The sequence below is a fragment of the Halomarinibacterium sedimenti genome (genome assembly GCF_019312585.1).
Lineage (GTDB): Bacteria > Bacteroidota > Bacteroidia > Flavobacteriales > Flavobacteriaceae > Halomarinibacterium > Halomarinibacterium sedimenti.
On the sequence record NZ_JAHWDP010000001.1, the window covers coordinates 817793 to 832583 of the forward strand.

At 34.4% G+C, this 14791-nt stretch carries 14 protein-coding genes; 2 read left to right on the plus strand and 12 right to left on the minus strand.

Features of this window, described 5'->3' with window-relative positions; translation table 11 throughout:
- Window positions 1–4 precede the first annotated feature (4 nt).
- Window positions 5–244, plus strand: coding sequence for a DUF6341 family protein (locus KXJ69_RS03910; RefSeq protein WP_219051479.1), 240 nt, complete (start codon window positions 5–7; stop codon window positions 242–244).
- On the opposite strand, the gene purD is transcribed toward KXJ69_RS03910, so the two are convergent.
- Complete coding sequence (gene purD, locus KXJ69_RS03915; RefSeq protein ID WP_219051481.1) at window positions 241–1512, minus strand: phosphoribosylamine--glycine ligase; 1272 nt, start codon at window positions 1510–1512, stop codon at window positions 241–243. The two genes, KXJ69_RS03910 and purD, sit on opposite strands and share 4 nt — an antisense overlap.
- Window positions 1513–1577: 65 nt before the next feature.
- On the opposite strand from purD, the gene KXJ69_RS03920 reads away from it, so the two are divergent.
- A complete protein-coding gene (locus KXJ69_RS03920) occupies window positions 1578–2885 on the plus strand; it encodes a phenylacetate--CoA ligase family protein (protein WP_219051483.1) in 1308 nt (435 codons plus the stop codon).
- On the opposite strand, the gene KXJ69_RS03925 is transcribed toward KXJ69_RS03920, so the two are convergent.
- The 11 genes from KXJ69_RS03925 to KXJ69_RS03975 form a co-directional block, all read right to left on the minus strand.
- Window positions 2880–3686, minus strand: a complete 807-nt coding sequence (locus KXJ69_RS03925) for a glycosyltransferase family 2 protein (RefSeq protein ID WP_219051485.1) — start codon at window positions 3684–3686, stop codon at window positions 2880–2882. The genes KXJ69_RS03920 and KXJ69_RS03925 overlap by 6 nt on opposite strands.
- The gene (locus KXJ69_RS03930; RefSeq protein WP_219051487.1) at window positions 3655–5010 is read right to left on the minus strand and encodes an exopolysaccharide biosynthesis polyprenyl glycosylphosphotransferase; all 1356 of its coding nucleotides are present in this window, start codon (window positions 5008–5010) and stop codon (window positions 3655–3657) included. Before KXJ69_RS03930 ends, KXJ69_RS03925 begins: the two co-directional genes overlap by 32 nt.
- 2 nt (window positions 5011–5012) lie before the next feature.
- Window positions 5013–6002: a UDP-glucuronic acid decarboxylase family protein gene (locus tag KXJ69_RS03935; protein ID WP_219051489.1), complete on the minus strand. Its 990-nt coding sequence runs from the start codon at window positions 6000–6002 to the stop codon at window positions 5013–5015.
- On the minus strand, window positions 5999–7312 hold the full coding sequence (locus tag KXJ69_RS03940; protein WP_219051491.1) for a UDP-glucose dehydrogenase family protein: 1314 nt from the start codon (window positions 7310–7312) through the stop codon (window positions 5999–6001). The genes KXJ69_RS03935 and KXJ69_RS03940 overlap by 4 nt, the downstream gene beginning before the upstream one ends.
- Before the next feature lie 67 nt (window positions 7313–7379).
- The gene (locus tag KXJ69_RS13775; RefSeq protein ID WP_219051493.1) at window positions 7380–8603 is read right to left on the minus strand and encodes an O-antigen ligase family protein; all 1224 of its coding nucleotides are present in this window, start codon (window positions 8601–8603) and stop codon (window positions 7380–7382) included.
- A gap of 47 nt (window positions 8604–8650) precedes the next feature.
- Window positions 8651–9406, minus strand: a complete 756-nt coding sequence (locus KXJ69_RS03950) for a WecB/TagA/CpsF family glycosyltransferase (RefSeq protein ID WP_219051495.1) — start codon at window positions 9404–9406, stop codon at window positions 8651–8653.
- Entirely contained in the window at window positions 9390–10550 is a 1161-nt protein-coding gene (locus KXJ69_RS03955) for an O-antigen ligase family protein (protein ID WP_219051497.1), read from the minus strand. The genes KXJ69_RS03950 and KXJ69_RS03955 overlap by 17 nt, the downstream gene beginning before the upstream one ends.
- A 39-nt stretch (window positions 10551–10589) precedes the next feature.
- Complete coding sequence (locus KXJ69_RS03960) at window positions 10590–11672, minus strand: glycosyltransferase family 4 protein (RefSeq protein ID WP_219051499.1); 1083 nt, start codon at window positions 11670–11672, stop codon at window positions 10590–10592.
- Window positions 11665–12867 carry a hypothetical protein gene (locus KXJ69_RS03965; RefSeq protein WP_219051501.1) on the minus strand — a complete coding sequence of 401 codons (1203 nt, stop codon included), beginning with the start codon at window positions 12865–12867 and terminating at the stop codon, window positions 11665–11667. The genes KXJ69_RS03960 and KXJ69_RS03965 overlap by 8 nt, the downstream gene beginning before the upstream one ends.
- Complete coding sequence (locus tag KXJ69_RS03970; RefSeq protein WP_219051503.1) at window positions 12864–13550, minus strand: LamG-like jellyroll fold domain-containing protein; 687 nt, start codon at window positions 13548–13550, stop codon at window positions 12864–12866. Before KXJ69_RS03970 ends, KXJ69_RS03965 begins: the two co-directional genes overlap by 4 nt.
- Window positions 13551–13611: 61 nt before the next feature.
- Complete coding sequence (locus tag KXJ69_RS03975; protein ID WP_219051505.1) at window positions 13612–14670, minus strand: O-antigen ligase family protein; 1059 nt, start codon at window positions 14668–14670, stop codon at window positions 13612–13614.
- Between the last annotated feature and the right edge of the window lie 121 nt (window positions 14671–14791).

A 14791-nucleotide genomic window follows, 5' to 3' on the forward strand; every position in this document is an offset into this window, starting at 1 on the left:
TACTATGACTTGGAAAGGTTTTTTTGAAGGTATTCAATCTTTTGCTGAAAGTGTTTTATTTGCTCCCTACGATGCGTTAAGACTTGGCGTAGACAGTTGGTGGGTTTCTAATGTGGTAAGCTGGATTTTAGTACTCATTGGGTTTGTTGCTTTTTTCTATTGGATGAAACAACTATCTATTTTTAATGCCAGTGGTGAAGAAGATAGAAGTCAGACCTCACATTCTTTTTTAGGAAAGAACTAAAGATCAAAACCGATATCGGTTCTATAATACATCGTATCAAAAGATAGTTTTTCTATTTCTTGATACGATTTTTTTATGGCCTTTTTAAAATCCTTATCCAGCGAAGTCACAGCAATTACACGCCCTCCGTTAGTGACCACTTTACCGTCTTTTAAAGCCGTCCCTGCGTGAAAAACGATGGAGTCTTTTACATTTTCTATTCCAATAATTTCTTTTCCTTTTTCATAGGCCTCTGGATATCCTCCAGAAACGACCATGATGGTAGCTGCAGATCTTTCATCCATTTCAAGGGATATTTCATCTAACTGTTGATTTGCTGTAGCTTCAAATAAATCGACTAAATCTGTTTTAATTCGTGGTAAAACGGCTTCGGTTTCAGGATCACCCATACGTACGTTGTATTCGATTACGTAGGGCTCGTTATTCACTTTTATTAAACCAACAAATACGAAGCCTTTATATTCAATCTTTTCGGCTTGTAATCCGTTTACGGTAGGTTTTACAATACGTTCTTCAATTTTCTTCATCAAGACCTCATCGGCAAAAGGAACAGGAGAAACGGCACCCATTCCGCCAGTATTTAGGCCAGTATCGCCTTCGCCAATACGTTTATAATCTTTGGCGGTAGGTAGTACTTTGTAGTTTTTGCCATCGGTTAAAACAAATACGCTTAATTCAATTCCGTCGAGAAACTCTTCAATCACTACTTTGCTACTCGCAGCGCCAAACTTTGCATTGGAGAGCATATTTTCGAGTTCAGATTTTGCTTCCTCTAAATCTTTCAAGATTAACACCCCTTTTCCAGCAGCTAGGCCATCTGCTTTTAACACATAAGGAGGATTCAATGTTTCTAAAAATTGTTTTCCCGCCTCTAAACTTTCTGAAGTAAAACTTTGATATGCTGCCGTGGGAATGTTGTGCTGCATCATAAACTCTTTAGCACGTTCTTTACTTCCCTCCAATAAAGCACCTCTTCTTGAAGGACCAATCAGCATCAAATTGTTAAGTTGGTCATCTTGTTGAAAGAAATCATAAATACCATTTACCAATGGGTCTTCGGGTCCTACCACAACCATTTTTATTGTATGTTCTAAAACAGCCTTTTTAATGGCTTCAAAATCGTTTACAGAAATAGAAAGGTTGGTTGCAATACTTGCTGTTCCAGCATTTCCAGGAGCTACAAATAATTTTGAGCAACGTGGACTCTGTGATATTTTATAAGCAAAAGTATGTTCTCTACCGCCAGAACCTAATACAAGAATATTCATTGTGAAGCGTTTTGTTTCGGCATCAAAAATAATTGTTTGTAAATTGAACCCCTAATTATTTTACATTGAATTTATTCGAACTTTCATTGCGTTGGAATGGTTTCCCAATAAAGGAAGCCAAAACGCAATTAAAAGAAATTCAATCCATTCCCGAAAGTGAATACCAAGCCTACGTTCAAACACAACGAATGGACATTGTAAACTTTCATCTCGCTAACAATGCCTTTTATAAGAAATTTACTGAAAGCCTCAACATTTGCTCTTGGGAAGATGTACCAGTGATGCAAAAAAGCGATTTGCAAATTCCGTTAAAAAAGCGGCTTTCAGAAGGGTATTCTGAAAGAAATGTATATGTAAATAAAACCTCAGGCTCTAGTGGCCACCCTTTTATTTTTGCAAAAGACAAGGTATGTCATGCCCTTACTTGGGCCGAAATATTTGACCGATTTGGCTGGTTTGGGTTGGACTTTCATACTTCGCTACAAGCGCGTTTTTATGGAATTCCGTTAGATTCTTTAGGCTATCAAAAAGAACGGTTGAAAGACCGTTTAAGCAGTAGATACCGATTCCCTATTTTTGATTTATCTGATAAAAAATTAGAACAATTTTTAAAGGCTTTTCAGAAAAAGAAGTTCGATTATATTAATGGCTACACCAGCTCGGTTGTATTGTTTGCTAAGTTTCTTCAGAAAAAAGGAATCGTACTTACATCCATTTGTCCCACGATAAAATATTGCATTGTTACTAGTGAAATGCTGTACGAAAGCGATAAAAAATTAATGGAACAAGTCTTTGGGGTTCCTGTGGTAAACGAATTTGGTGCTAGTGAGTTGGACCTCATCGCATTTACCAATAAAAAAGATGAATTTATCGTAAACAGTGAAACCCTTTTTGTCGAAATTTTGGACGAAGACAACGCTCAAGTTCCTCACGGAAAATCGGGACGAATTGTGATTACTTCCTTGTATAACAAGGCACACCCGATGATTCGGTATGACATTGGCGATACAGGAAGGCTTTCAGAAAAAAGCACCTTTAAAAAACCCATTTTACAAGAATTGATTGGCCGTACTAATGATGTTGCGAAACTCCCCAGCGGCAAAACGGTTCCTGGACTTACCTTTTATTACGTCACTAAAAGTGTGATTGAAGATGATGGAAACGTAAAGGAGTTTGTGATTGAACAACACGCTTTAGATAGGTTTAAAATTATCTATACTTCGGAAAGGGGATTAACTGCTTCAGAAATTGAAACTATAAAACAGGCCCTTTTTAAATACTTAGAAGCGGGGCTTCAACTGCAGTTTGAAAGGGTTGAAGTACTCGATAGAAGCAATCGAGGAAAACTGAAGCAGTTTATATCAAGATTATAATTTCTGAATATACTTTGGTCGAACAAAAAAGTATTCCCAAAAAAATCGAAGCAAATACCCTCCCGATTTAATCAGGTTAAAACCAAGGCTTCGATAAAACAGATAATTGTATTTGACTAGATTTATTTTATTTGAACTTATGGATCCCTTTCGTAATCGGTAATACGCCAAATCCTCCTGAAGCCCTACAGCGGGTTTCCCACTTCGCTTAATGGCTTCTAACCAAACCGCCCAATCCTGTCTTTTACGGATATTAGGTGCTACTATTTTTCCTATTTCACCGGCATTGTAAATTCCAGTAAGATTCCCAACATAATTATTTAAAAGCTGTTTTTTATATGACAACTTAGGGATGGCAAGGATTCTCTTCTTTAAAGGATTTCCATCTTCATCTATGTGTAAATAACTTGTAAAAGAAACCGAGGCATTTTCATTTTGCATCAATTTTAGTTGCCTTTCAAGCTTTTCCCGATGCCAATAATCATCGCTGTCTAAAAAAGCAATATAGTTTCCTCTAGCCCTTTCGGTTGCAAGATTTCTACAATAAGCAGCTCCTGCATTTTCATCTAATTGAATAAAAGTAATGCGCGGTTCTACTTTTGCAATCTCCTGAACTAGGCTTGCAGAGTCGTCACTTGAAGCATCATCTACAATAATTTGTTCCCAATTTGAATAGGATTGAGCTTGGACACTTTCTATATTTTGAAGTATAAATTTAGAGGCATTATAAAGTGGAGTAATGATTGAAACCAAAGGCGTTTCAGAATTATTAGTATGCTTTTTCTTCTCCTCGTAATGCATTGTAAATGGTTTGGAAAACAATCTTTATATCTAAAAATAAAGACCAATTTTCAAGATAAAATATATCGTATTTCACTCTGTTAATAATATGATTGTCGTCTTCAACCTCACCGCGATAGCCGCTTACTTGTGCTAGGCCAGTAATCCCAGGCTTTATAAAGTGACGCACCATAAATTTATCAATCCTTTTGGCATACATGTGTGTGTGGCTTACCATATGCGGTCTTGGCCCAACCACAGACATTTCACCTTTAAGCACATTAATAAATTGTGGTAATTCGTCGATACTGGTTTTTCGTATAACTTTTCCCACCCTAGTTACCCTTGGGTCATTTTTTCGAATTTGATGTAAATGTGCTTCAGGATTAGGGCGCATGGACCTAAACTTATAGCAATAAAACTCTTTATAATCAAGGCCATTTCTTCGTTGTTTAAAGAACACTGGCCCTTTGGATTCCAGCATAATAAAAATTGCTAAAATTGGGGTTAGCCAAGATAAGACCCCAACTATTATTATTATGGATAATATGATGTCGAAACTCCTTTTAATGAATTTATTGAAAGGTTCTTCAATTGGTATTTTCCGCAACGAGAGTATCGGCAAATAACCGTAGTAAGTAAAGTCTAATCGTTTGCTATAAATTTCTTTATTGTCTGGTAAAAACTTTAGGATTTTTAAGTTATTATCTGCGTAATCTATAAGCTGAGACAATTCTTTATTATTAAGTTTTGCTACGGAGGAATATATTTCGTCTACATTATTTTCTTCAATAAAAGCAAGGCATTCGTCTAGTGTGGTTTTATCGTCTTTGTTTAAATCAAAAGTCTTAGCCAATACATATCCGTATTCAGGATTTTCTAAAAAGAATTTTCTTAATTGATCCGTTTTCTGGTTTAAACCAATTATCACAACTTTTCTAAGGTTCCCTTTTAATAATAATCTGTACTTTTTAAGCAAATAAAAAACTGCAAGTTTTGTGAGCGTTATACATAACAAAGAGAAGAGGGTATAATTTAAAATTGAAAGCGGGTCTCTATTTAGGTTGTTGAAAACGCCAAAAAAAGCAAAAACAATAAGAATAAATAAAACCCCCTGTTTCCCAATAAGTGTAAGGATATTTGTTAAACGCGTAAAGCGGTATATTTCATAAAAATTAGAGCGTAGCGCAATTATAATCCACAACAATGAAACGCTTACGGTGTAATTTATAAATATGATATTATCTTCGAAAAAACGATACGCTAATACATTGATTATTAATAGATCAATTATATAAGAAATAGGTCTCAAAAACCCCGAGTATCTCCCTCTTTTAAATATCATACTTAAAGCCTGTTATGAGCTGTAAAATCTTTATGTTCACTTCTATAAAGCTCTTCCTTTGTCAAGCCTTTAAAATAATCAAACGTTTTTTTCATTCCTTCTCCTCGGGACACCATAGGTTCCCATTTTAATATTTTTCTTGCTAAAGTAATATCGGGCTGTCTTTGTAAAGGATCGTCTTTTGGCAAAGGCTTATACACAATTTTTTGATGCGTGTTTGTTAGCTTTACCATTTCTTTTGCAAAATCTAAAATGGTGATTTCTTCTGGGTTACCAATGTTTACGGGCAAATTATAATTGCTCATTAATAATCTAAAGAGACCTTCTACTTGATCATCTACATAGCAAAAAGAGCGTGTTTGCAATCCGTCTCCAAAAACAGTTAAATCTTCACCGCGCAAAGCTTGACCCATAAAGGCAGGAATTACTCTTCCATCATTAAGGCGCATTCTAGGTCCATAGGTGTTAAAAATGCGTGCAATTCTTGTATCAAGTCCATGAAACGTATGGTAGGCCATAGTAATAGATTCTTGAAACCGTTTGGCTTCGTCATATACTCCTCTAGGTCCTATGGTATTTACATTTCCGTAATAATCTTCACTTTGAGGATGCACCAATGGATCTCCATAAACTTCAGAAGTAGAAGCAATAAGAATTCTTGCCTTCTTTTCCTTTGCTAACCCCAATAAATTATGTGTTCCCAAAGAACCTACCTTAAGGGTTTGGATAGGGATTTTAAGGTAATCTATCGGGCTAGCAGGAGACGCAAAATGAAGAATATAGTCCACTTCTCCAGGTACATGAACAAATTTCGTTACATCATGGTGATAAAAACTAAAATTCTTAAGGTGAAAGAGGTGTTCAATATTTTTTAAATCTCCCGTAATAAGGTTATCCATAGCAATTACTTCGAGCCCTTCAGCAATAAATCTATCGCATAAATGAGAACCTAAAAATCCAGCAGCGCCCGTAATTAATACCTTATTCTTCATTGGCCAATTTCTTTTCTTCCTATGGAAATATACGTGAATCCTTCGGTCTCCATTTCTTCTAATTGGTATAAGTTTCTTCCGTCGAAAATCACAGGCTCCTTAAGTAATTCCTTTACCTTTATAAAACTAGGAGATCTAAAAATGCTCCACTCCGTACAAATAATCAATGCATCGGCCCCCTCAAGTGCATGATACATAGATGTAGCATAGGTTAACTTGCTCCCAAATTGTTTTTCAATATTTGGCATCGCCTCTGGGTCGAAAACGGTAAGTGAAACTCCCTTATCCAGTAATGCATTCATTACATCTATCGACGGAGCTTCACGAATATCGTCTGTTTCTGGTTTAAAGGCTAATCCCCAAATGGCGATTTTTTTTCCTATTAGGTTATTATTAAAATGACTTACAATTTTAGGAATCTGTATTGTTTTTTGTTTTTTATTTACCGTAATGACTGAGTCTAGAATCTTAAAATCATACCCTTGATCTTTTCCTGCTTTTTGAAGTGCTTTAACATCTTTAGGAAAACAAGATCCTCCATAGCCAATCCCAGGAAAAAGGAAGCGCTTGCCTATGCGAGAATCTGTGCCCATTCCTACACGTACTTTATCCACATCAGCACCTACTTTTTCACAGTAGTTGGCGATTTCATTCATAAAGGTGATTTTGGTGGCAAGAAAAGAATTAGCAGCGTATTTGGTAAGTTCTGCCGATTTTTCATCCATCACAATAACTGGATTTCCCGAGCGCACAAAGGGAGCATATAATTTCTGCATCAAAGCGGTGGCCCTATCACTACTAGAACCAATAATAATTCTTTCGGGTTTTAGGAAATCGTCTACCGCAAAACCTTCTCTTAAAAATTCGGGATTAGACACTACATCAAAGTCGCATTTTGCATTTTCCTTTATTACAGCGGTTACTTTTTCTGCAGTACCTACAGGTACGGTGCTTTTGTCAACAATAACTTTATAGCTTCCTATTTTCTTCCCTATTTCTTGAGAAACATTTAACACGTAGGAAAGGTCTGCGGAGCCATCTTCGTCTTCAGGGGTAGGTAATGCCAAAAAAATGATGTTGCCATGAGCTAATCCTTCATCTAACGAAGTAGTAAATTGTAATCTATTTGCCTTAATATTTCTTTCAAAAAGCACATCCAAATGGGGTTCGTAAATAGGAACCTCTCCTTGTTGCATTTTGGCTACCTTGGCTTCATCTATATCGACACAAATCACTTCGTTCCCTGTCTCGGCAAGGCAGGTTCCAGTAACCAATCCAACATATCCTGTTCCAATAACTGCTATTTTCATGTAATCTTCAGTTTGTTTTTGTATTTACACTGTTTTATTTCGGCAAAAATACAATTTGCTAAAGGAATTATCCTTGGTTCGATTGATTTTCAGTTTCTATATTATTTTTTATTAAAAGGGACAATATAATAAACCCTACATAGTATGCTCCTATTTGTCTATGAAATACATTTTCTACCATGGCAAAACATACCAAAGTTACCAGTAGGGCTGAGGGATAAAAGCTTTTTCTATTCCTAATGAATAAAATAAGAATCGCTAAAGAAAATAAGACTAGAGCTCCTACACCAGCCGCTAAATAGATGTCGAAAAATTGGTTGTGTACATTATATTCCTGACTTAGGAACCATTGCTTTTTCTTCTCATCCTCAATGGTATTATCATAACACAAGGCCAAAGCCGTATTTGTCTGTGAAAATCCCATTCCAGTAACTAAGTCATTCTTTTGCTTAGAAATTTGTAAGGCACAATCCCATATAATAGCTCGCGGCTCAAAGGCCATCGTATTGGCTATTAAGCCTTGATGTTTTTCAGCATTGTTTGAATAAAACACCTTTTTTCTAAGGTCGTTATTCCATACAAAAGCAAGGGTTACTGCTAATATGATACTCCCTGTAGCAAATAGGATTTGTGGCCCTCGCTTTTTTGAATGAAAAAGGCTAAGAATAAAAATTACCAACAAGGTGATAATGGCTATTCTTGAAACAATAAATAAGATAAATAAGACATTAATTATAATATTGGCTAGATAGTATCGATTGTCTGGGTGGTATTGGTTCCGTAACTCTTGATAAGATACAAGAATGCTCAAAACCGCTAAAAGGCCTAAGTAAATTCTGTCGACCAAAATGGCTTCTATCACCGCTGCAGATTCTAAAAAAGAAAATTCAACGCCTTGATTTAAAAGAATTAATAATTTAAAAAGTGAGTATATAATGGCCGCCAAAGAAGAAAAAATAATGGCCTTATTTATTTTTTTGAAATTATTTACGGGCAAGTATAAAACAACCAAGGCTCCCGCAAGCAATATCTTTTTCAACACAACCCAATCCAGCTCCCATCTGCCTGAAGATAAGGTAAGAAAGGCTACATAAACAAAAAACAAAAGCCACGTGGCTCCAGCGACTCTTTTAATTTTTTTAAAGTCATTTTTGGTAACGACTAAAGGAAAAAGAACTGCCAATAAAATAAGCAAAACGTTAGGGAGCGCCCTAAAATATAAATCAAAAGGAATGGTAAAAAATAGCAGTAAAAATATAAATGGATATATGGAAGCTAAAAGTACTCTCACAGTTTAATAATTGAGAATTTAAAAATAAGAAACTAAATAGCGCTATCCTATTTTTTTGAAGTTGAAAACTTTTCTTTTAAAACTAAGCCTATAAATTTACTATTTCCTACTAGATAGCGTTTCCACATGCGCTTGGGCTCTTGAATAAACCTATAAAACCACTCCAATCCAGCTTTTTGCATCCAGAGAGGAGCGCGCTTGGTAAGTCCAGCCACTACATCGAAGCTACCTCCTACGCCCATAATAAAGTTTACCGAGGAAAGCTCCTTTTTATAGTTAAATAAGAAATTCTCTTTGGTAGGGGAGCTTATGGCCACAAAAAGTAAGTTTGCACCACTAGTCGCTATTTGCCTAGCAATAGCAGGTTCTTCTTCTTTGGAAAAGTAGCCATTTCTGTAGCCAGCTATGAGTTGTTTACCATGTCTTTCTTCATACAAGGAAGCCACTTTTGTGACGATTTCTTCTTTAGCACCAAAAAGAAAAATTTTATAATTTTTTTTAGCTGCCAGTTCGACCAAGTTTTCCATTAAATCGATTCCCGCGACACGTTCTTTTAAAGGTTTCCCTACAAACTTAGACGCCCAAACCACCGCTTGCCCATCGGCATTAATAAGATCGCTTTCATTTACACTTTGGCGGAGTTGTAAATCCTTTTGCATGGCGACAATTTTACCTGCGTTAACCACTACATGATGGATTTGGTCACCATTAGAAATAGCAGTATCTACCAACTGCAAGGTTTCTTGCATGGATAGGTTGTGGATGGTGGTGTTAAGAAAGTTTATTTTAGGAATTGTTACCATGTGATTCCTGCTTTGGTATTATTTCTGAATGTAATATTTGCATTCTTAAGATTAATAAAAAAAGTGCTGTCATGGTGTACACAAAAAAGTTGCCAGTAAACAAAAGGATTATTGAAAATAGCACAAAAAACAGTACCAACGCCTTATTCATTTTAAAAGTAACAAAGGTTATTCCATAGCTGTATAGATAGATTATTCCACCCAAAATACCCCAAAACAAAAAGATATCAATTACTTCCATTTGTGATCTTAGATCGTAATTGGAAACCCCTCCAAAAAGATAATTTTTCCAGTCCCAATTTTCTTGAATAAAGGGAAGTGTCCTATCCATAAACAATTCATTTCTTAAAGATAAAAAAGAGGAGACAATTCCTTTTTCATGGGTAAGTTTTGCAAAAAATCCAACTTCATAAAACGAGATATAAAAAAGGGCTCCTATAAATGTTGCAAAAAGTAAAAGAACATACTTTCCTTTTGAAATATTTAATTGGCTTATCGTAGCTATTAAAAACACTAAAATTCCTAGATAGACTACTTTGGTTCCTATAAAAAAGCAGGAAACAAAAAATATCCAAAATTTAATATTTTTCCACAATTCTCTTTTATAAGAAAAATAAAAGTATGCAAGTGAAATAAGTATACAATAGGAAGAAACACCTGAGGTTATAAACAACCCATTATAACCAAAACGGGGTCCTATATAGCTTTCAAATAATTTTATTTTAAAAATAAAGCCAACAAATATGAGAACACTGTTAATAACAATGGTCCATTCAAAAACGTTAAAAAGACGCTTAGCGGACTGTTTACTTATTTCTGCCTTGTTAAATAATTCAAAGAATATAAGTGGTGTAATAAATTTTCCGAAAATAATTAGATTCTTTTTTGAAAATGGAATCTCCAATGTCCATTGCCCAAAAGCAAAAAATAAAGCTAGGATTAATAGTAGGATAAATACCTTTTTGTTTTTATAAAGAGCAGCTAAAGTGAGGATGATTCCTCCAGACATTATTCCCTTTATAATCATTGGAATAGTAGTGGTTGTTTTCGAAAAAATATGTGTTTTCCCCAAGGCGTCTAAGGCAAAAAAAAGAACAAATAACGTTATAAGACCGTATTCACTTAGATATCGGTTTAAAACCATTGTATTTTCACTTAGTGCTTTTATATTAGAAATATTTAGTTATTTAAGTTTTAAGGATTTTAGGATGATTTGTTCTGCAAAAGGGATGTCATATTGCTTTATGCGCTCAGAGTGTTTCATCATATCCAAAACTAGATTTTTATCCTGATGCAACAAAATAAGCTTTGATGCTAAATCTGCAGCATTCTTTTGTTTAAAATATACCTTATTGTTGAAGGTGTCCAACATGTTTTTATTTTCAATTATATCTGAAGCAATTATTGCCATTTTTGCAGCAATGGCTTCCTTTAAAACAATGGGTGAATTTTCAAAATAGGATGGAAAAATAAAAACAGAGCATTTTTTAAAATAGTGGAATTTTGCCTCTCCCATTTGTGGTCCATGAAAAATAAAATTAACTAGATTGTTGTCATTAATTTTACTTTTCATCCGTTCTTCAAACTCTGCATTTTCGAAAGCACCAAGCACTTCAATTTTAAGGTCTTTTAATAGTTCTCCAGCAATTATTAGCGCATCAACCAAGGTCTCGAAACCCTTTTTTTCAGAAAGTCTACCCACATACAAAAAATGGGGTTGCTTGTCTTCAATCTCGTTTTGAAATTCCTTATAATCAACAAAATTTTCTAACACCACCAATTTTTCAGGGTTAATGTATTTGGAGTAAAAGGCCTTATGGTGTTTTTCTGAAAGCACAAAAATGATATCTCCCAACGAAATAATCCATGTAAAAAGTTTAAGTCGAAATCCATGTAGAAATAAATCCCCGTCGGTTTTAGCATGCAAGTGTACGACCAATTTTTTGGCTTTTAGTTTTAAAATAAAGATAAAAATGGCCTCCCTTAAAAAGGAAATGTTGGGAACGATAAAAACATTTGCGATAAAAATTTTGTGTCTAAAAACAAACCTTATTAATTGAAAAATATTTTTTGTAAAATGGAAGAATTCACCCAATCCTTTCTTCTTATACAGATCGGCATTAATACTTTTTTTGGAGGTATTTAGGTTAATAACCTTGTAGGAAGGAACCTTTCTGGCAATAATCTCTTGAGCTCTTAAATTAGCAAGAGCCACACCTCCCACGGGTGGAGGAAGAGGACCAATAAAGGCTATTTTTTTAGGCAAAAGAGAGTTTTTGATTTTTATATTCTATATAAATAAACGCTAGCACTGCAAAAAACCAGTATCCTGCTAATGCTCTTACCGCCAATCCATTACTAATGATAGATGTAAATAAATATCCGAAAATTAGGGTCATGTAAATTAAGTGGTTCTTTTTGGTAAGGAACAATAATGAGCCAATAAGCACTAAAAACATAAATAAATAAATAGCCCCATTTTCAACTAAAAAAGTTAAATAATCATTATGAGATCCCTTTTCGGCATACCACCATTCTTTTGTTTTTACGAGATCCGATCCCCAACCTCTTCCAAAAAGATATTCCTCCAATTTATAATATCTTAAAATATCAAACTTTTTGGCATACATACTCAAACGACCTGAAGAGAAAGAATTAAAATCGAAGTTTTTTAGGGCCGAAAAAAGGAATAAGCCTAAAAAGGGAAGGTAGGCAAGAATTCTCGCATAAATATTTTTAAAAAGATTCTCTTTTAAGTAAAAAACCATGGATATATAAATGAGATAAAAAACCATAGGGGTCCTTACCCCATATCCCAACGCTAAGAAGGCAAAGGTTGCAAGGAAATAAAGAGTAAGGATGTAGGTATGTTTTCTTAAAAAGAGGGAAATAGCTATAAAGGTAACCGCCAAAATATAGTTATGGGTATGCAGGCCTGAGAAAAAAACTGGATAGCGATAAGCACCCCTGTTAAAACTTACATCAAAAAATAACAAGGCAATGATGCATAAAAACACAATATAAAGTATACTTCCAATAAATAATGTATTAAAATTATGTCCAGTCCTTTTTGAATGTACCACCAAAACACAGAAAAAGTAAATGGGAGCGGAAATTTTAAGAGTATACCTAATAGACTCTAGAATATTAATATTATTTAAATATGAGGTAACACAATTAAGTAGTAATAATACCCCTGTTAAAAAAAGAGGGATCTTAAGAGGTCCTAGCTTTCCAAAGCTTATAAACAAATAAAAAAGAATTGTTGGTATTATTAAAAATTCTAAATACTCAGACAGGTTTTTGGGTAAATGTAATGGATTAAATTTCTCATGATTTGGTGTTAAAAAACGCAACCACCAATCTAGTTCTACAGTTAGATAGGAAAATGTAAACTTTAATGCCATTAAAAAGATAATAAAGGCAAATACTACATTAGGTATGGTAAGTTTTATGTTCAATCTATTATCTTAAATTTGCTAAGTTCAAAAGCGTCATTAAACGGTTGAATTTCTTTAAAGTGCTTCACACTCACAGAGTAGATTTCATCTTGGCTTAAGGGTTGCTCATAAATTTCAAAATTTCTAAGGAATCCATACAATTGGTTAGTATAAGAGCCTTCAGTATTTAAAACCCCAAAAATACAGGAATTTATAACGATATTGGTGTCTTTTATAATCTTATATTCTCCATAAAGTTCAGCATTAATAAATACCTGAATGGTGTTGTCTATTTTGTTTACCGAGAGAAAATAGTATTTACCAACTTCTAATCTGGGTAGATCGTAGAAGTCTCTAGAAATAGGTAACTCCTTTGAAAATTCTTTAGCACTAAATCTGTTGCTGTTAAGGTTTCCGGTCACCCTAAAACCAGACATCCAGAGAGCCAATTGCTCCTTTGGGTTATTGCGGTTAAAAGCCTTAAAAAGTACCTGAGGAATTTTCCCATTATCCCCCCTTACCCGAAACCAAAAGGAAAGGTTAAAGCTTTTGGAAATGTCTGGGATGGAATCTAATACCAAATAAGAGGGAATATGACCATTTCCAAATTCTGCTCCCTCCATAGAAAATAGAACATGGGAAAAGGAATGAATTTGGGAAGGATTGGTTAGTTTCAATTGAACCATGGGTTCGCTAACGGTCACGAGTTTTCTTTCTTTTCTCAAATTAGTGCAAGAAAATAGTACTATAAACAAAAAACTATATTTAACGAATTTCATTTATTATATTATTATTACCATAAATAAAAATAAGCATCAAAATATAAAATGAAAGTCCCCAAGATCGCTCTAGGATAGATTCCGTTATACTCGCCACAACAAAACTATAAACTAAAAATAGGGTAAAAGAATCTTTTCTTGCCACGCCTTCTTTGCATAACAAATACAAAATCATTATAAAGACCAACCCACCCATAATACCATAGGTGCTGAGGTATTCTAAAAATTGATTGTGAGCGTTATAATTATCATTATAGGCTTCGCTATCTCTATTTTTAAAATAGACTTCTTTTCTATATATATCTTCCCCTGCAGTACCAGGCCCAAAGAGTGGAAATTTTTTAAATACTTCGATTGAGGCAGAATATCTTGAAAATCTGTCGTCCTTTTTACTAAAAATGGTTTGTTCTTCAAAAATGTTGATACTTTTAAATATTCGGTCTCTTAAAAAATTTTCATCTTGATAATAGGCCAGCATACCTAGGGAGGCAATAAGAGAGGTGATTAAAAAAAGAGCGAAATATTTTCGGTGGTAAATAAAGAATACTAAAGCCCCCGAAATGACAGTAAAAAGGGCCGTTCTTGCCAATAAATTTATCAAAAAGAAAAATAATACCAATGCCCACAAGGCTATAGCTAGGCTATGTTGTTTTGATTTTCTATGGAATCCTTCAAGAATTAAAAAAAACAAGGAAACCGCAACAAATAAACCTAAATAAGGAGTGTGTATTCCAACCCTTTCAGAAAGGAAATGATAAGCATACGCTTGCGAAAACAAATCCCCAATAGTTCCGTTTGTTTGCCAGATTTCATAAAGTGAAAGTCCCCAACAAACAAGCGCTGAAATTAAGCACCCAAGCGCTAGACTATAGAGTAGTTTTTTTAAAAGATTTGTAAAAAAATGAGTGTTATATATAATTACTGGAACAAGCAGCGCTAATGGGAATAGTCTTCCAATATCCTTAAAAGCACCGTCTGGATTGCTCGTGTAAAAACTGCCTAAAACAGAAATAAGTAGGGGGCTGGAAAGTATAACTATAGACAACCACTTTTTTTTTGAATGCATTAAAAGATCTATGCCTTCATTTAAAACCGTTTTCAAAAAAAAACCAACAAAAAATATAGAAAAGAATAAATTGTTAAAAAAGAGGTTAAGCGGCAAAAAA